Here is a 17185-nt window from a genome sequence, read left to right on the forward strand (position 1 = left end):
TCTAAGTCTTAACTCATTAGAATTGACAAAAAGTCAACAGTCCTGATTTAAAGCATGTTATTGATATGTTCAATTGATTTTTCACGACCAAGAAGATAAATGGTATTTGGTAATTCTGGTCCATGCATTTCACCTGAGACAGCGATACGAATTGGCATGAAAAGGTTTTTCCCTTTAATGCCAGTTTCTTTTTGAACAGCCTTAATCTGCGGAAAAATATTTTCAGGTTGAAATTCTTCGTCTGACATAGCTTCCAATTTTTCCTTAAAGGCTTTCAAGACTGTCGGAACTGTTTCGCCAGCCATAAGTTCTTTTTCAGCTGCTGTTAACTCAGGAAAATCACTAAAGAAGAGATCTGTTAAAGGCACGATTTCATCAGCCGATCTCAATTGTGGTTGATAAAGTTCCACTAATTTTTCAGCTTTGTCCGTTAAACGACCAGCAGCTTCCAAAAAAGGCTTACAAAGGTCAAAGACTTTGGCAGAATCAGCTTTTTTCAGATAATCGTTACTCATCCAATCCATTTTCTTTTGGTCAAAGGCAGCTGGTGATTTGCTAAGGCGATTTTCATCAAAAAGATCAATTAACTGCTGACGTGTGAAAATCTCATCTTCCCCACCAGGATTCCAGCCTAAAAGCGCAATAAAATTAAAAACAGCCTCAGGCATATAGCCTTTTTTACGGTAATCTTCGATAAATTGGAGAGTGTCAGTATCACGTTTGGATAACTTTTTCCCAGTTTCAGAATTAATAATCAAGGTCATGTGACCAAATGCAGGTGCTTCCCAACCGAGGGCTTCATAAACCATTAATTGTTTTGGAGTATTCGCGATATGGTCATCTCCACGGATAACATGTGAAATTTGCATGTCATGGTCATCAACAACCACGGCAAAGTTATAAGTTGGATAGCCATCTTTTTTCTGTATAACCCAATCACCACCGATGTTACCACCTTCAAATTCAATATCACCTTTAACCATGTCAGTCCATTTGTAGATACCTGACTCATTGACTTTTAAGCGAACTGTCGGGATAATGCCTTGGGATTCACGGTCTGCGATATAAGCTAATTTTTCCTCTTCAGACATGCCAATAAACTCGTTAATGTATCGAGGCGTTTCGCCAGCTGCCTCTTGACGTTCACGTTCTGCAGCTAGTTCTTCTTCTGTGACATAAGATTTATAGGCTAAGCCTTTTTCTAAAAGAAGATCAATATATTTCTGATAGAGTTCAAGACGTTCTGACTGACGGTAGTTTGCATGGGTTTCAGGGCTTTCATCCCAATCAATACCTAACCATTTAAGGTTCTCAAGCTGGGAGCGCTCGCCATCTGCTACGTGGCGTTTGCGGTCAGTATCTTCAATACGAATAATAAAAGTACCACCGTGATGGCGGGCATATAGATAGTTAAAGAGTGCGGTACGGGCATTACCAATATGCAATAACCCTGTTGGACTTGGTGCATAGCGCACACGAATTGGTTTAGACATTCTATTTCTCCTCTTCCTGTTAGACATCATTAGGGTCAGTTAAAAACAAGCAACACTAAAGTTGAACTTGTTTTTTGATTTAATATACTAATGAATGATTCAAATCACATCTATTATAGCACATTTTATAGGCCTGAGTGAAGAAAATCAGTCTTATGCAGACTGATTAAAATGATATCGTCAAATTATTGAGAACAATTTTTAATGCTCATCGATTATCCTATCCTTTGTAGAGATAAAAGATATAGCTACAAGCTAACGTAGGGGTCCTACTCCAAGCAACAAGGTGAGTCTTGCCATTAAATAACACTCTTCTCACAGTCTATAATTAAAATATTAATTACCATATTAAAGGAAGAGAAAAACTTGCGTTCTCCTAGCTATTATTTATTTTAAAAAAACTTGCGTCATTTTACCAGTATCAACATCATAAACAGCTCCATTAATGTCAACATCATCTGGAATCAGCGGAGATTCTTGCAGTACACGCATATCTTCTCGGACTGATTCTGCTACATCTTGGAAAGGTAAGAAATCCTGACCTGATACATCTATTCCAAGCTTTTGCTGGATATGTTCCGCAAAGCTTTGGTTAGTAAATGTTTGAGCACCACAGTCCGTATGATGTAATACCACAATTTCACGCGTTCCCATTTGCTGCTGTGAAATAACCAAAGATCGTATCATATCATCTGTCACACGACCGCCAGCATTTCTCAAAATATGGGCATCACCAAGTGCTAACCCTAAAGCTTGGGCAACATGCAAGCGAGAATCCATACAGGTTACGATAGCAACACGCGTTTTAGGCTTAAGTGGTAGGTGAGCTGTTCCATGAAGTTCAACATAGGCACTATTAGCTGCCATAAAACTTTTAAAATATGACATAATTTCTCCTTAGTAAATGTAGCGATAAACTACCAGTTTGTGACATCATATCATTTTAAACTTAAAAACTCTAAGTATTTAACCCTGATTCATTTCCCATTACCAATAATTTTTGGAGACTGAAGATAAGGTAATAGCACTGACATTATTATTTCTAAGCTTTAGAGAAAACAGCTTTAAGAACCTCTCCTACCGTGGATACACCAACAACTTCTATATTTTTAGGAATATCTAACCCTTGTAAAGCATTTTTAGGGACATGAATCTTGGTGAATCCAAGCTTAGCTGCTTCATTAATTCTTTGTTCAATACGAGTCACCCGTCTAATCTCACCCGTCAAACCAATTTCTCCTAGAAAGGCCTCTTGAGGATTGGTTGGCAGTTCCTTATAACTTGAAGCAATGGCCACAGCCACAGCTAAGTCAATAGCCGGCTCATCTAACTTAACGCCTCCAGCAGCTTTCAAATAGGCATCCTGATTCTGTAGCAGCAAACCACAGCGCTTTTCTAAAACAGCCATAATCAAACTAACTCGATTGAAATCTAGCCCTGTTGTTGTCCTCCTAGCATTACCAAAAACAGTTGGGGTTACTAAAGATTGAACCTCTGCTAAAATCGGGCGACTACCTTCCATAGTGACCACAATAGCTGAACCTGTGGCACCGTCTAAGCGTTCCTCTAGGAAAACTTGACTAGGATTAATAACCTCAACCAGCCCACCTGATTGCATTTCAAAAATACCAATTTCATTGGTCGAGCCAAAACGATTTTTAACAGCCCTTAAAATTCTAAAGGTATGATGACGTTCACCTTCAAAATAGAGGACTGTATCCACCATATGTTCCAACATTCTTGGTCCTGCTATGGTTCCTTCTTTAGTAACGTGCCCAACTATAAAGGTCGCAATATTATTAGTCTTCGCTAATTGCATGAGTTCCGCTGTTACTTCTCTAACTTGACTAACAGACCCTTGAACACCTGAGCTATCAGGACTCATAATGGTTTGAATGGAATCAATAATTAAAAAATCAGGTTGAATTTTCTCAATCTCAATCCTAATCTCTTGCATGTTGGTCTCGGCGTAGAGATAGAATTCATTATCAATCTCCCCTAAACGTTCACTTCGCAATTTTATCTGTTCTGCCGACTCTTCTCCAGACACATATAAAACTGTTCCTTTATTAGCCAACTGAGTCGAAACTTGCAAGAGTAAGGTTGACTTCCCAATCCCCGGATCTCCACCAATCAGGATAAGGCTACCTGGAACGACTCCTCCACCAAGAACTCGATTAAATTCATCCATGTTGGTCTGAGTACGGGAATAATTAAGATTATCAACATCTTTTAGCTTTACAGGGCGACTCTTTTCACCCGTTAGGCTAACACGCGCATTCTTAAGCTCTTGGACTTCAACTTCCTCTACAAATGAAGACCAGGCTGAACAATTGGGACAACGTCCTAGATATTTGGGAGAGTGATAACCACATTCCTGACAGACAAATGTTGCTTTTTTCTTAGCCATATATACTTTCCTTACTGAGAGGCTTCTTAGTGACCTGTTGAACCAAATCCACCTGTACGAACACCATCTGCCTGATCGTCGTCCGCTAGAAGGTAGGGGCCAAAAATTGCTTGAACAATCCGTTCACCGACTTCTAGGGAGACTACCTGATCAGTAATGTTTTGCATCTGCGCAAAAATATGTCCCTCATTATTATCATTATTATAGTAGTCGCCATCAATAACCCCAACAGAATTAATCAATACTAAGCCTTTTTTGCGAGGATTTGATGAGCGATCATATAAATAAAGAACCTCCCCTGCTTGCATATAGGCTTTCACACCGGTTGGAACTAGTTTTATCTCACCTGGGCCAATCTCTGTAGCCTTGGCTACTTTTAAATCGTAACCTGCCGCATGTTTTGTTTCTCTTTTGGGTAATAGCTGAGCAGCGTCAGCATATTCCGTAATTAACTCAAAACCACGAATTTTCATTAGATTTTATCCTTTTCTCTACAAAATTTATTCTCTCTATTATAAGTTATTCGTAAAAGAATAGCAAAAATGACCACAAAAAAACATTTAATTATTCTTACTAATTAAATGTTATTAGCCTCATTTCTCTGGGACAAATCGGAATAATACCACAGACATGATAGTCGTCATGGTAAAGAAAATGATTTTCATCCAAATAAAGGGCATAAAAATAATTGAGATTCCCATTAATATCCAAACTTGAACGAGAATTTGTTTTTTACGGGCACGGGGGATAATCCGTGTTTCAAGGTAGTCACCTACATAATATTTGTAAACTTTAGTGCTACGCAGCCAATTGTTAAAGCGGTCAGAACTACGCGAAAAACAAAAGCCCGCTAGTAAAAGTAAAGGTGTTGTCGGTAATAATGGCAAAGGTATGCCTAAGATTGCCAAGGCAAAACTAAGGCAGCCAGCACTGATATATAATGTTTTTTTCATGATAATCCTTTTCATTTCTTACTATTATATCAAAAATAAAAGGGACTCGCTCTTTCTATGTTTTCTAGGCTTAGATCATATATAAATGAATAATTCAGAAAATAATTGCTATTCTTATATTAAAGCGGTATCATTGTAATGAGAAAAAGTTCTTGAAATTTTAGAAATAGAGGAATTATTATGAAAGTCATTGGTCTTGTTGGTACAAATTCAAGTCATTCCACTAACCGTCAACTTCTCCAATATATGTCAAATCATTTTGCAGATAAAGCAGAAATTGAATTAATGGAAATCAAAGATTTTCCTCTCTTCAATAAACCTGCTAACAAAGAGTTGCCTAAAATAGTCACTGAAATGGCTGCTAAAATTGAAGAAGCCGATGGTGTCATTATCGGTACACCTGAATACGACCATTCAGTGCCCGCTTCATTGATGAATGCTTTAGCTTGGCTATCTTATGGAATTTATCCCTTGCTTGGTAAGCCAGTGATGATCACCGGGGCTTCTTACGGAACTTTGGGCTCCTCGCGGGCGCAATTGCAATTACGGCAAATCTTAAATGCTCCTGAGTTAAAAGCAACTGTTCTGCCAGATGAATTTTTGCTTTCCCATTCTTTACAAGCATTTGATGCTAACGGTAATCTCTTTGATTTAGAAACCATTCAAAAATTGGATGCTATCTTTGATGATTTCCGAATTTTTGTTAAGATTGCTGGAAAACTATCACATGCTCAGGAACTTTTACGTAAAGAGGCTGAGGATTTTGACTGGGAAAACTTGTAATAAGAAAGGACCTTACTATGAAATTTGTCGCTATTGTTGGCTCAAATGCAGAACAATCTTACAACCGAATGTTGTTAGAGTTTATGAGACGCCACTTTAAATTAAAATGTGAGATTGAAGTTTTAGAAATCAAAGATATTCCCATGTTTAACCAAGATCAAGATCAATCTGATTGCTTTGCCATTAGATACCTCTACCATAAAATCACGCGTGCAGATGGCGTCATTATTGCAACACCTGAACACAACCATACGATTACACCCGCTCTGAAGAGTACTCTTGAATGGTTATCCTTTAAGCTTCACCCACTTGAAAACAAGCCAGTTATGATTGTTGGTGCCTCTTATTATGATCAAGGGACCTCACGTGCTCAAGTTCACCTTCGTAAAATCTTAGAAGCACCTGGTGTTAATGCATTTACACTTCCAGGAAATGAATTTTTGCTTGGTAAGGCTAAAGAGGCTTTTGATAACAGTGGCAATATTAGTAACGAGGGGACTGTTTTGTTCTTAGAAAGTTGTCTTGATAATTTTATTAAATATGTAAAAGTTGTCTCATCACTCCGCCAACCTAAAGCAATTGAGCCTGAGGATTTGGATTGTGGGAAGCCAATTTCAACAACAATCAAGGAAGTCGACCCAGACGATCCTGACTGGTTGGAAAAAGCTGCTAAAATCGTCAATGCTGTTGAAGGGGACACCTACGTCAAGTTGGATCATGGTCTCCTAACAGTCAATCAACTCAACATGTTCTTAAAAGCTATGCCATTTGAATTAACTTACTCAGACGATAATAACCAATTTTTATACTACAATAATGCTCATCAAGATCCTGAAACCATGTATGCAAAGCGTCTTCCTGAACAAGTTGGCAATCGTCTATCAACTGTCCATGGTTCGCTTCCACCTGGACGTATGAAAAATGTGGAGTGGGTAATTGGTTCTTTACGTAATGGTAATGAAGAATATGTACGCACCATCGTTCCTGGATCTCCGGCTGAAGTCATCAATACACATAACTATCAAGCTATGTATTATCCTGATGGCTCATTCTCAGGCATCAACGAAATTGTCTTCAACTTCAAACCATGGTTGGACTGGTATTTAAAAGAAACGGGTCAACATTTGGTAGGAGGAAAAGCTAATGCAATACCTACTTCCCATACAAGCGTTGATGCCACATCTGGTGCCTCAGATACTGGGATAGCTACCAGTCCCGTAGTCGCTGAAGCCGATGCTACGTCGGGTGCTTCTGAGCATTAAATTTAAATCAAAAAACAACTTTTCATAACAAAAGTTGTTTTTTACTTGCTCTTGATTTCTTTTCCTTGATAAATAAATGGCACTCTTACCGAAGCTTCTGATTCTTCTAATCTTTGTTGATTATCTAAATAAGCTTTTGCATCCATCTTTACTTGCCTTAAATCAACTCCTTGTGACTTAGCTGCGTATACACAGCCACAGTAACATTGACGATAAATATCATATTCTTGACACATTTGAACCGAGCGACGATAACCATTATTCTTCTTAAAATCACTCGGAAGGTATTTGGTTCGGTAACAATTTTGAATATCAATCCCAATCTGGTTAATCAATTTGGCATTTTTATGAGGACTTATAGTTAGAGCACTAGCAAAATAATCAAAATCCAATTCTACAGCTTTACGGGCTGTTAAATCCAAACGATAATCAAAACAAACGCGACACCGTTCACCACCCTCTGGCTCGTTTTCAAGTCCCCTTACTTTTTGGATATAGTTATTAGGTTGATAGACTTCCTCTATATAGGCAACCTTATGTCCAGTCTTTTCATTAAATGCCTTGATAAATTCTTGTGTGACTAGTGCTCTTCGTTGATATTCTGTTTTAGGATGAATATTGGAATTCGCAAAGTAGACTGTTATATCGGCAAAATCCGCTAAATACTCCAAGCTATAAGTCGAACATGGAGCGCAGCAAACATGCATTAGAATCCGTGGTCTAATCTCTTTCTTTAACCAATCCTTCCGCATTTCTTGCATGAGTTTGTCATAATTAATAGTTTGATTTGGCTTAGCCTTCCTCAATACATCTTCAACGTTAATCATCTTATTTTCCTCTATTGTACAGTCTTCCATATTGATAGGATACTATAAGTCACTTTGTAAATCAAAAAAAGTTGAGAAGAAACTCAACTTTTTTCTCTTATTCAAAGACAAACTGGTTGTGGTAAAGTTCTGAATAGAAGCCTTTTTGATGTAACAATTCATGATGATTTCCTTGTTCGATAACTTTACCATCTTTAAGAACAATAATTTCATCTGCATTCAAGATTGTTTTCAAGCGATGGGCGATAACAAAACTGGTTCTGCCAGCTACAATAGCTTCCATAGCTTTTTGAATCTTACTTTCGGTTACAGTGTCAACGTTGGAAGTAGCTTCGTCCAAAATCAAAACTTGTGGATCGGTCAGTAATGTCCTAGCAATTGAAATCAATTGTTTTTGCCCAGTAGAGAAAATATTCTCATCGTCTGTGACCATGGTCTCATAACCTTCAGGAAGAGACATAATAAATTCGTGTATATGGGTAGCGCGCGCAGCAATCTCTACCATCTCCTGACTAATACTTTCGTCCCCAAAACGAATATTATCAGCAATTGTGCCAGAAAATAAAACAGATTCTTGTAGGACAATACCGACATTTTTTCGAAGACTATCCAGGTCGTAATCACGGATATCAATCCCATCAAAAGTAATGGAACCACTGTCAACATCATAAAAACGATTAATCAAGTTCATAATAGTGGTCTTACCTGAACCCGTCGGACCGACAACGGCAATCATCTTGCCTTTAGGAGCTTTGATGGTCACATCAGAAAGCACCTTTTTACCAGGTTTGTAACCAAAATCAACATGGTTAATGGCAACTTCTTCTTTTAACTCAGTGAAAAGCGGAGCATTCTGAGGTCTGATTTCCTCAGCCTCATCAAACATCTCTTGGATACGGCTAGCGCCTGTGAAAGCAAGCTGGAGTTCGCCCCATGAGGCAGCCACCTGCATAATTGGCTGATAATATTGTTGCGAAAATTGAACAAATGTCACAACCAATCCAAGTCCAACAGCCATTGAAATGGATTTGTCATTGAGGACAATACTTGAACCGATAAATATAACGATTGCCGTGTTTAGCAAGCTCATTCCGTTCATGACTGGAAAGAGTAAACCTGCAAAAAGGCGACCTTTGAAGGTTGCTGCTCGGACTTTTTCATTATGCTCTACGAAACCATCAATTGTTTCTTCTTGAACACCTTGAACAATAATTGCTTTTTGACCAGAAATTTTCTCATCCATGTAAGCATTAAGTGCTGATACTTCTTTTTGTTGAATATCTGTATACTTTCTAGCTAGACGGATAATAACAACTAAAATGATAAGCGCAAGAGGCGTTGTTGCCATTGTTAAGAGGGCTAAACGGGGGTCTTGGCGGAACATCATCCAAACTAAACCAATGTAAAGAGCAATATTGGTCACAACTTGGACTAAGGACTGGTTCAGGGAATTTTGAATATTATCTAAATCACTAGTAAAGCGAGAAAGAATAGCACCATCCTTATGACTATCAAAGAAAGAAACTGTTAAGCGTTCCAATTTCCCAAACAACCCCTTACGCATCCGGTTAGTTGAGTGTGCTACGATACGTGTAAAAAGTAAGCTATACACCAGATTAGCTAGAGCTGTAAAAAGATATGCCAATAAAAGTTTAGTCATAACAGCCATAAAAGCAGATGTATCAGGGTGATATGCTGATTGACCAGCCATTTTAGCTACGTAATACTTTTGACCAAGTTTCCCAAGCTCCGTTAAGGATTCCCCAAGGAAAACAGGGGCCTTGACCTGAAGGTAAGTGGCTAGAATAATGGCAATTGCTATAAAAACAAAGGAGATTTTATAGCGTTTAAAATAAAACCAAAAAAAACGCGCTGTCTTCATTAGTCTTCCTCCTTACCTTTTTGTGTTTCATAAATTTCACGATAAACAGCGTTATTTGCGATTAAATCCGCATGCTTACCTTGACCAATCAAACGACCATTATCAAGAACCAAAATAGTGTCAGCTTTTACCACAGATGAAATTTTTTGGGCAATAACAACTGTTGTTGTCCCCTTCAAGTCGTGGTTTAGGGCGTCTTGAACTAATTTTTCAGACTTAGCATCCAAAGCTGACGTTGAATCGTCTAATACTAAAATCTTCGGATTATTGATAACGCCACGTGCAATGGACATTCGTTGCTTTTGACCACCCGAGAAGTTGTTGCCACGTTCTTCAACTTGACTTTCATAACCATCATCCATACGATCAATAAATTCCCTAGCTTGAGCAATTGTTGCTGCCCGTTGCATAGTGTCAAAATCAGCCATAGCATTCCCTTGGCGCAAGTTCTCGGCAATCGTACCAGAAAAGAGGATAGCTTTTTGCAGAACAATAGAAATATTTTCTTTTAATGCTTGCTGGCTTAAGCTCTTAAGATCTTTACCACCGACTAAGATACGACCTTTATGGGGATCGAATAAACGTGGAATTAGCTGTGCCAATGTTGACTTACCAGCACCAGTAGCTCCAACGATACCCACCATTTGTCCAGATTGAATTGAAAAAGAAATATCCTTCAAAGTAGGCTCTTCTTCATTAGGGTACGTGAAACTGACCTCTTCAAAGACAATATTACCAGAAATTTCTGTTTCGTCCTCATTATTAACGTAAGTCATTGCTGGCTCAGTATCGAGAACTTCTTTAAGACGGCCAATAGAAATAAATGCCCTACTTGCTTGCATCCCCATAAAACCAACCATAATGATAGAAAACATAATCTGCATCATGTAAGTCATAAAGGAAGCGATACTACCAATAACTGTCGGCTCTGTCTTTACCATTCCAGAAACAATCAAAATAGAGACATAGACTGCCAGATAAGATACCAGCATTAAAGCTGGTTGCATCATTGAGAAACCATAGCCAATAAAAAGATTTAACCCAAGTAACTCATTTGATGTCTCTTTGAATTTAGCATATTGCTCACGTTCTTGAACAAAAGATTTAACCACACGAACACCACGAAGATTTTCTTTTGCAATACGGTTAATCTTATCCATTAAAGATTGAAATTTACCAAAACGTGGCCCCATTTGGCTCATAACCAAGGACATAATAATAGCAATCAAAATCACCATTAAAACTAAAACCCACCATAATTTTGGTAAAGTTTGGACGGCCATATAGAAGGCACCAATAAATAAAATTGGTAAGCGAAAGAGAACTTGGAATAGCATCATGACTAAATTTTGAATTTGATTCACATCATTAGTCATTCGAACGACTAAGTTTCCTGCATTAAATTTTTCGACATTTGCATAAGAAAAACTCTGTATTTTACGGAAAGTTTCTTCCCGAATATCAGCTGAGACACCTTGGACAATTTTAGCTGATAAAATGGTATTGACTGTCCCTGCAATTAAACCGATTCCGGCAATTATCAGTAGCAAAACCCCAACTTGCGCTATTTTTGTTTTATCATTTTTAATAACAGCTTCTAGGACATCTTTCAGATAATGCGGCTGTAACAAAGTACTAGCTACTACACCTATAATCATCATAAAAGAGCCCAGTGCATACCATTTATATTTAAGAATGGCTTTTTTAAGCATCTTCTTCTCCTTTTTTATAGTCAAGCATATTTTGTTTGAGTTGATATATTACTTTTCGGACAACTTGAAATTCTTCCTTTGTGATTTCCTTAAAGAAATAATTTTCAACATCTTTACGACATTCTTGTAAAAGTGGTAATTTATCCACTCCTTTTTGCGTCATTACAACTTGTTTATAACGCTTATCTGTTTGCGATGGTATGACTTCAATGAACCCATTTTTTTCCATCCGCTTAACAAGGTTACTAGCGACTGATTTTGAAATTCCAAGCTCTGTTTCAATATCTTTAACAAATAGTTCTCTTTCAAAATTTCTACTCAGAAAGATTAAAACATGCCCTTGAGGTCCAGCTAAGTGGGCAAGATTATACTTTTGGGCAATTTCTTCACTAATTTGTTCTATTTGATGAGTTAAATCTCTCAAATCAGCAATAATCCGCGACATTATTATCCTCCTTAGTTCTCATGATGACCATTTTAGTTCTCTTAAGAACTATTGTCAAGAAATATGTCTTTAATATTAAGAAAAATGAGATTAATTTTCTCCCCCTATCCCCATAGGCTTTCTATCCCCTTTTCTAATAGAGTAATAATAGCTCTTATGATATAATGAGGTGATGACTCTTAAAGGAGATGGAAATGAAAAAAGAAAAAATTGCAGTCTTGGGACCAGGTTCATGGGGGACAGCACTTGCACAAGTTTTAAATGACAACGGTCACGATGTGTGCCTTTGGGGAGACTCCCAAGAACAAATTGATGAAATCAACGCTACACACACTAATAGTCGTTATTTCAAAGATATTGTTATTGATAAAACTATTAAAGCGACAACTGATTTGAAAGAGGCCCTCACAGATGTTGATGCTGTTTTATTCGTTGTCCCAACGAAAGTTACCCGTTTAGTGGCTAAGCAAGTTGCCACAACCTTAGACCATAAAGTTATCATGATGCATGCTTCAAAAGGACTTGAACCGGGTAGCCATGAACGCCTTTCAACGGTAATTTCTGAAGAAGTTCCAACGCACTTACGGAGTGATGTTGTTGTTGTATCTGGACCCAGTCATGCTGAAGAGACTATTGTCCGTGACATTACCTTAATCACCGCTGCATCTACAGACTTGGAAGCCGCTAAATATGTTCAGTCCATTTTTAGCAACCAGTATTTTCGTCTTTACACTAATAAAGATGTTGTTGGTGTTGAAACCGCCGGCGCCCTTAAAAATATTATTGCCGTTGGTGCAGGAGCATTACATGGTTTAGGTTATGGTGATAATGCTAAAGCAGCTGTCATTACACGCGGGCTTGCTGAAATCACCCGTCTTGGTGTAAAACTTGGCGCCGATCCCCTAACTTACAGTGGGCTATCAGGAGTCGGAGATCTTATAGTCACTGGTACCTCTGTCCATTCTCGAAACTGGCGTGCCGGGGATGCACTTGGGCGCGGGGAAAAATTAGAAGATATCGAGCGTAGCATGGGAATGGTTATTGAGGGAATTTCTACTACAAAGGTAGCCTATGAGATTGCCCAAGAATTAGGTGTCTATATGCCGATTACCACCGCAATCTATAAATCTATTTATGAAGGAGCCGATATTAAAGAAAGCATCCTTGGCATGATGTCCAACGAATTTAAATCCGAAAATGAATGGCATTAATTTCTATTATCAAGAGGAGACATAAATGACTAAAGTAAGAAAAGCAATTATTCCGGCGGCAGGTTTAGGAACGCGTTTTTTGCCAGCAACCAAGGCTTTGGCAAAAGAAATGTTACCTATCGTTGACAAACCAACCATTCAATTCATCGTCGAAGAAGCTCTCAAATCTGGTATCGAAGAGATTCTAGTTGTAACTGGTAAAGCTAAGCGCTCTATTGAAGACCACTTTGACTCAAACTTTGAATTGGAATATAATCTGCAAGCTAAAGGTAAAACTGTGTTACTAAAATTGGTTGACGAAACAACCTCAATCAACCTACACTTTATTCGCCAAAGCCACCCACGTGGGTTAGGGGATGCTGTTTTACAAGCTAAAGCCTTTGTCGGCAATGAACCTTTTATTGTTATGTTGGGCGACGACTTAATGGATATCACAGATAATCAAGCTGTTCCTTTGACGAAACAACTGATGGACGACTACCAAACAACCCATGCTTCAACCATTGCCGTTATGAAAGTCCCACATTCCGATGTTTCGTCTTATGGCGTTATTGCACCACACGGAAAGGCTGTCAATGGTTTATATAGCGTTGATAATTTTGTTGAAAAACCAAAACCAGAAGATGCTCCAAGTGACCTAGCTATCATCGGTCGTTACTTGCTAACTCCAGAAATTTTCGGCATCCTTGAAAACCAAGCTCCAGGTGCAGGAAATGAAGTTCAATTAACTGATGCTATTGATACACTAAATAAAACTCAGCGTGTCTTTGCCCGTGAATTCACCGGCCAACGTTATGATGTGGGTGACAAATTTGGTTTTATGAAAACATCAATTGACTATGCTCTAAAACACCCTCAAGTAAAAGAAGATCTTAAAGACTATATCATTAAACTTGGACATACTCTAGAAACGAAATCAAAAACTAAAGACTAATAAATAAGCAACTACTAGTTTGTAGTTGCTTATTTTCATAAACTTAGATAAAAATACCTACTAAAATAAGGGCACCTATTGTCCCATAGACTAAAGCTGCTATACCTTTTTGCTTTTTAGTTGCCAACAATGGATCGACTTGGTTCGACAGAAAAATAGCCGAGAGCCCACCGCCTAGCACCCCTCCAAGATGTCCTGCTAGGCTAACATTAGGCATAAATATATTCATCACTAGGTTTAGTACGATCAATGTCTGATAAGACTTCCCAAAAGTTTTCAAATGATGGTTCTCACTAAAAATACCCAAAATCACAATTGCTGCAAAGATCCCAAATAAGGATGTTGATGCACCTGCGGCAACTACGCCCGGACTTAATTGCAAAGTAAGGAGATTTCCCATAACTCCAGATAAGATATAGAGAAGAAAGAAATTTTTTGATCCCCAAATAGTTTCTGCTAATTGACCAATAAAGAATAGAGTTAGCGTATTTAAAAGGAAGTGTTGCCAACCGATATGGACAAAAATCGGAGTCAATAGACGCCAAATTTGACTAGGCATCGCTTTGACAGCTAAACCAAACATACCACCAAAGTGAAAGACTGCTTGAGGGGATCTAGCTGCCTGTCCATAATAGTATTGCATAGCAAGAAAAACTAAAATAGTAAGGGATAGAAAGAAGAAGGTAACTGGACTCTTTTTCAAATTATAGGTCATCTTACAAGAACCTCCTGAACAGCAATGTCATAGGATTCAGCTTGAAAGTCACTCTGTTGACAATCATAGATAGTGCTAATGGTTGCTCCTTGATAATCACTCAGATAACGGTCGTAATAGCCTGCACCATAACCAATTCTAAACCCTTTAGCATTAAAAGCTACTCCTGGGACATGTATCATATCAATATCCTTTTTGGGTACCGCTATTGGACTTGTTGGCTCAAGTAAACCAAAAGAAGTCCTTTCAAGTTTTTCAGGGTCATAAGCTACAAATTCCATCACTCCCTTTGGATAGGTTTTAGGTACTAAAACCATTTTTCCGTCACTAAGTGCCTGCTTAATGAGAAGAGCAGTCTCATACTCAGTTGGCATGGCTAAGTAAGTAGCTATAACTTTAGCACGCTGATAGGTAGCCGTTGAGACCATCGCCCCTAGCAAGGCCTGATCTTTCTGATGCTTTTCTTTTTTGTTCATAGCTTTTAGAGTTCCTAAAACCTCATTACGAATGTCTTTTTTTATCATAGGCTTATTTTAACACAATTTCAACAGTTAGAAAGATTTCTAATACTGTATTGAAATTTATCGAAACGAGAGTTTAATTTCATCGAAAACATAAAACCTTTTTTTAGTTATATTACCTAAACAACTATCGGGATATCCTCTTGATAAGCTATCCGCTACTTTAAGGCTTAAGCCAATTTCTAGTACTTGATTTAAAAGTTAGAATCTTACTTCCAACAACTTTATTTTACTCAAAAAGTTTAACAAACAAGAATTGTTTGAAAATAATTTAAGAATTATTTAAGGTAATGGTAGTATATTATAGTCATTCCTAAATAACGGTCTCCTAAACCGTGGGGATAAATAAGTTTCCTACTTCATTTATCCTTTTCATAAATCTCCAAGGTAACTCGCTTCGAGTTACCTTTTTTTGCCTTATTGAGTTAGCCACCTATGTGAATTTTCTCAATTTGAAGACTTTTTAGGGGCCTCTTAAGTTCTCAATCAATTCAAGTGAAAAACAAGAGTTTTGTGATTATCAAATCTTTTTTGTTGATTTTATTTAAAGGTGTGATCGTTTTAGAGCTGTTTTCAGATCCAAAAAGCCCCTTAGGGCTAAATTAATTTAGGGATAATAGAAATGGTAGATGCGAATCACTTTATTGCATGAAGAGAACACGACTTCCCAACCCTATATTTGGTGAGGTTGAGCCCAGTACATGTAAAGTCCCTGGTAGAGAAGCTTGTTGTTCTCCATCAAATGAAATCGTTATATGCCCAAGATTTTTTAAGTTTTTAGTAACTAGGCTACCAACAGCCGTGATGTGATATTCATCTTCATCAATCATTATCTTTCCTCCGGGCTTAATATCACCAAGAAGCGTTTTATTATCAATAGTGTAACAAAATTCAGCTAGATCTTCTGGAGCTCCTTGTCCAAAGAGGATCAACATATTGGCATTTCTAATCATTTCTTCTGCTTCTGGTCCGACTGCTATGATCTTGGTTTCAAATACTTTAACCATTTTAACATCCCTTCTTTTTATTTTCTTGAAAACTATTTTATTGATAAAGCCCTATACTGGCAATCCATGCAACAATGACACGCGGCACCCCGTTTAAGAAACGTGAATAGAGGACAGATGGAACACCAACTTCAACAGTCTCTGACTCTGCCTCAGTTAAACCAAGTGCAACTGGGATAAAATCACAGCCATTTTGTGTATTGATAGCAAACAAAGCTGGTAAGGCCATTTGTGGTGGAATATTTCCTTTACCAATTTCAACACCAATTAAAGTACCAATAATTTGTGAAATAACAGCCCCCGGACCTAACAACGGCGATAAAAATGGTAATGAACAAATAAAACCAATAATAACAAGCCCCCAAATATTTCCTGCTAGAGGAACCATTAACTTGGCTAACCAATTACCAACTCCCGACCCTTGAATAATCCCAATTAAAAGAGAAACAAAAGCCATAAATGGTAAAATAGTATTTAACATTGTTTGAATAGCATCGCGAGCTGCTTGGTTAAAAGTGGCAACGACTTTACCTGCTCCCATCCCTATGCGGGCAACAAAACTAGACTCTGCCCGTTGTTCTGTAATTTTTTTACTGGTGTCGTAGCTCCCCTTTGAGGAAACTTCTTGGCTGAGTTCACTAAGTGGTGCTGTTTCATCAGTTGTTGAAATTTGATTAAGGCCTACAGCAGAGACATAAATATCTTCTGTAATGTATTGCGCTAAGGGACCACTTTTTCCTGTAGCTACAATATTAATTGTCGGAATCCCTTTTTTAGGATAAATCCCACAACGCAAGGTTCCACCACAGTCAACAATAGCTAGGGCGATTTCCTGATCTGGAATAGAAGTTTTAAAGCCATTAACAGCTTCCATACCTGTTAATGAAGCGATTTTGTCAACAATTTCTGGTTTTTCACCTCCACCAGTGATGTAGATAAATTTGTGCTTGGTTTCAGTTGGAGTAATAACAAGTGGGCCACCATAGCCACCACTACCTTTAACAACTTTTATACTTTGATAAACCATTTT

Annotated in this window: 17 protein-coding genes; 4 read left to right on the top strand and 13 right to left on the bottom strand. The window is 38.0% G+C overall.

Features of this window, described 5'->3' with window-relative positions; genetic code table 11:
• Nucleotides 1-47: 47 nt before the first annotated feature.
• The 5 genes from gltX to FGK96_RS09675 form a co-directional block, all read right to left on the bottom strand.
• Nucleotides 48-1493, bottom strand: coding sequence for a glutamate--tRNA ligase (gene gltX, locus FGK96_RS09655; protein ID WP_138083340.1), 1446 nt, complete (start codon nucleotides 1491-1493; stop codon nucleotides 48-50).
• A gap of 387 nt (nucleotides 1494-1880) precedes the next feature.
• Entirely contained in the window at nucleotides 1881-2381 is a 501-nt protein-coding gene (locus FGK96_RS09660; protein WP_138083341.1) for a beta-class carbonic anhydrase, read from the bottom strand.
• Nucleotides 2382-2535: 154 nt separating this feature from the next.
• Nucleotides 2536-3903, bottom strand: coding sequence for a DNA repair protein RadA (radA, locus tag FGK96_RS09665; RefSeq protein ID WP_138083342.1), 1368 nt, complete (start codon nucleotides 3901-3903; stop codon nucleotides 2536-2538).
• Nucleotides 3904-3929: 26 nt separating this feature from the next.
• Nucleotides 3930-4376, bottom strand: a complete 447-nt coding sequence (locus FGK96_RS09670; protein WP_138083343.1) for a dUTP diphosphatase — start codon at nucleotides 4374-4376, stop codon at nucleotides 3930-3932.
• A 120-nt stretch (nucleotides 4377-4496) separates the two neighbouring features.
• Nucleotides 4497-4856 (bottom strand): YbaN family protein, encoded by a 360-nt coding sequence (locus tag FGK96_RS09675; RefSeq protein WP_138083344.1) that lies wholly within the window; start codon nucleotides 4854-4856, stop codon nucleotides 4497-4499.
• A 180-nt stretch (nucleotides 4857-5036) separates the two neighbouring features.
• Here FGK96_RS09675 and FGK96_RS09680 point away from each other — a divergent pair, with 180 nt between their 5' ends.
• Together FGK96_RS09680 and FGK96_RS09685 are read left to right on the top strand one after the other, a co-directional pair.
• On the top strand, nucleotides 5037-5639 hold the full coding sequence (locus tag FGK96_RS09680) for an NADPH-dependent FMN reductase (protein WP_003084465.1): 603 nt from the start codon (nucleotides 5037-5039) through the stop codon (nucleotides 5637-5639).
• 17 nt (nucleotides 5640-5656) lie between these two features.
• Nucleotides 5657-6901 (top strand): NAD(P)H-dependent oxidoreductase, encoded by a 1245-nt coding sequence (locus FGK96_RS09685; protein ID WP_138083345.1) that lies wholly within the window; start codon nucleotides 5657-5659, stop codon nucleotides 6899-6901.
• 41 nt (nucleotides 6902-6942) lie between these two features.
• On the opposite strand, the gene FGK96_RS09690 is transcribed toward FGK96_RS09685, so the two are convergent.
• From FGK96_RS09690 to FGK96_RS09705, 4 genes are all read right to left on the bottom strand, one after another.
• The gene (locus FGK96_RS09690) at nucleotides 6943-7728 is read right to left on the bottom strand and encodes an epoxyqueuosine reductase QueH (protein ID WP_138083346.1); all 786 of its coding nucleotides are present in this window, start codon (nucleotides 7726-7728) and stop codon (nucleotides 6943-6945) included.
• A gap of 97 nt (nucleotides 7729-7825) precedes the next feature.
• Nucleotides 7826-9610: an ABC transporter ATP-binding protein gene (locus FGK96_RS09695; RefSeq protein ID WP_138083347.1), complete on the bottom strand. Its 1785-nt coding sequence runs from the start codon at nucleotides 9608-9610 to the stop codon at nucleotides 7826-7828.
• Nucleotides 9610-11322: an ABC transporter ATP-binding protein gene (locus FGK96_RS09700; RefSeq protein ID WP_138083348.1), complete on the bottom strand. Its 1713-nt coding sequence runs from the start codon at nucleotides 11320-11322 to the stop codon at nucleotides 9610-9612. Before FGK96_RS09700 ends, FGK96_RS09695 begins: the two co-directional genes overlap by 1 nt.
• Nucleotides 11315-11767, bottom strand: coding sequence for a MarR family winged helix-turn-helix transcriptional regulator (locus FGK96_RS09705; RefSeq protein ID WP_138083349.1), 453 nt, complete (start codon nucleotides 11765-11767; stop codon nucleotides 11315-11317). Before FGK96_RS09705 ends, FGK96_RS09700 begins: the two co-directional genes overlap by 8 nt.
• A gap of 194 nt (nucleotides 11768-11961) precedes the next feature.
• Here FGK96_RS09705 and FGK96_RS09710 point away from each other — a divergent pair, with 194 nt between their 5' ends.
• Nucleotides 11962-12978: an NAD(P)H-dependent glycerol-3-phosphate dehydrogenase gene (locus tag FGK96_RS09710; protein ID WP_138083350.1), complete on the top strand. Its 1017-nt coding sequence runs from the start codon at nucleotides 11962-11964 to the stop codon at nucleotides 12976-12978.
• A gap of 25 nt (nucleotides 12979-13003) precedes the next feature.
• The gene (gene galU / locus FGK96_RS09715) at nucleotides 13004-13912 is read left to right on the top strand and encodes a UTP--glucose-1-phosphate uridylyltransferase GalU (RefSeq protein ID WP_138083351.1); all 909 of its coding nucleotides are present in this window, start codon (nucleotides 13004-13006) and stop codon (nucleotides 13910-13912) included.
• Nucleotides 13913-13955: 43 nt separating this feature from the next.
• On the opposite strand, the gene FGK96_RS09720 is transcribed toward galU, so the two are convergent.
• The 4 genes from FGK96_RS09720 to FGK96_RS09735 all read right to left on the bottom strand — a co-directional run bounded on the left by FGK96_RS09720 (nucleotide 13956) and on the right by FGK96_RS09735 (nucleotide 17182).
• Nucleotides 13956-14627, bottom strand: a complete 672-nt coding sequence (locus tag FGK96_RS09720) for a rhomboid family intramembrane serine protease (RefSeq protein ID WP_138083352.1) — start codon at nucleotides 14625-14627, stop codon at nucleotides 13956-13958.
• A complete protein-coding gene (locus FGK96_RS09725; protein WP_138083353.1) occupies nucleotides 14624-15151 on the bottom strand; it encodes a 5-formyltetrahydrofolate cyclo-ligase in 528 nt (175 codons plus the stop codon). Before FGK96_RS09725 ends, FGK96_RS09720 begins: the two co-directional genes overlap by 4 nt.
• Nucleotides 15152-15789: 638 nt before the next feature.
• Nucleotides 15790-16155 (bottom strand): PTS glucitol/sorbitol transporter subunit IIA, encoded by a 366-nt coding sequence (locus FGK96_RS09730; RefSeq protein WP_138083354.1) that lies wholly within the window; start codon nucleotides 16153-16155, stop codon nucleotides 15790-15792.
• 37 nt (nucleotides 16156-16192) lie between these two features.
• Nucleotides 16193-17182 carry a PTS glucitol/sorbitol transporter subunit IIB gene (locus FGK96_RS09735; RefSeq protein ID WP_138083355.1) on the bottom strand — a complete coding sequence of 330 codons (990 nt, stop codon included), beginning with the start codon at nucleotides 17180-17182 and terminating at the stop codon, nucleotides 16193-16195.
• Nucleotides 17183-17185 lie beyond the last annotated feature (3 nt).

It is taken from the genome of Streptococcus porcinus (assembly GCF_901542335.1).
In the GTDB taxonomy this organism is placed as follows: Bacteria; Bacillota; Bacilli; order Lactobacillales; family Streptococcaceae; genus Streptococcus; species Streptococcus porcinus_A.

Coding starts and splice junctions, on each gene's coding strand:
- FGK96_RS09675 (WP_138083344.1), bottom strand. CDS start 4,856: ATGAAAAAAACATTATATATCAGTGCTGGCTGCCTTAGTTTTGCCTTG.
- FGK96_RS09710 (WP_138083350.1), top strand. CDS start 11,962: ATGAAAAAAGAAAAAATTGCAGTCTTGGGACCAGGTTCATGGGGGACA.
- FGK96_RS09680 (WP_003084465.1), top strand. CDS start 5,037: ATGAAAGTCATTGGTCTTGTTGGTACAAATTCAAGTCATTCCACTAAC.
- FGK96_RS09685 (WP_138083345.1), top strand. CDS start 5,657: ATGAAATTTGTCGCTATTGTTGGCTCAAATGCAGAACAATCTTACAAC.
- FGK96_RS09705 (WP_138083349.1), bottom strand. CDS start 11,767: ATGTCGCGGATTATTGCTGATTTGAGAGATTTAACTCATCAAATAGAA.
- gltX (WP_138083340.1), bottom strand. CDS start 1,493: ATGTCTAAACCAATTCGTGTGCGCTATGCACCAAGTCCAACAGGGTTA.
- FGK96_RS09695 (WP_138083347.1), bottom strand. CDS start 9,610: ATGAAGACAGCGCGTTTTTTTTGGTTTTATTTTAAACGCTATAAAATC.
- FGK96_RS09660 (WP_138083341.1), bottom strand. CDS start 2,381: ATGTCATATTTTAAAAGTTTTATGGCAGCTAATAGTGCCTATGTTGAA.
- radA (WP_138083342.1), bottom strand. CDS start 3,903: ATGGCTAAGAAAAAAGCAACATTTGTCTGTCAGGAATGTGGTTATCAC.
- FGK96_RS09720 (WP_138083352.1), bottom strand. CDS start 14,627: ATGACCTATAATTTGAAAAAGAGTCCAGTTACCTTCTTCTTTCTATCC.
- FGK96_RS09725 (WP_138083353.1), bottom strand. CDS start 15,151: ATGATAAAAAAAGACATTCGTAATGAGGTTTTAGGAACTCTAAAAGCT.
- FGK96_RS09690 (WP_138083346.1), bottom strand. CDS start 7,728: ATGATTAACGTTGAAGATGTATTGAGGAAGGCTAAGCCAAATCAAACT.
- galU (WP_138083351.1), top strand. CDS start 13,004: ATGACTAAAGTAAGAAAAGCAATTATTCCGGCGGCAGGTTTAGGAACG.
- FGK96_RS09730 (WP_138083354.1), bottom strand. CDS start 16,155: ATGGTTAAAGTATTTGAAACCAAGATCATAGCAGTCGGACCAGAAGCA.
- FGK96_RS09700 (WP_138083348.1), bottom strand. CDS start 11,322: ATGCTTAAAAAAGCCATTCTTAAATATAAATGGTATGCACTGGGCTCT.
- FGK96_RS09670 (WP_138083343.1), bottom strand. CDS start 4,376: ATGAAAATTCGTGGTTTTGAGTTAATTACGGAATATGCTGACGCTGCT.
- FGK96_RS09735 (WP_138083355.1), bottom strand. CDS start 17,182: ATGGTTTATCAAAGTATAAAAGTTGTTAAAGGTAGTGGTGGCTATGGT.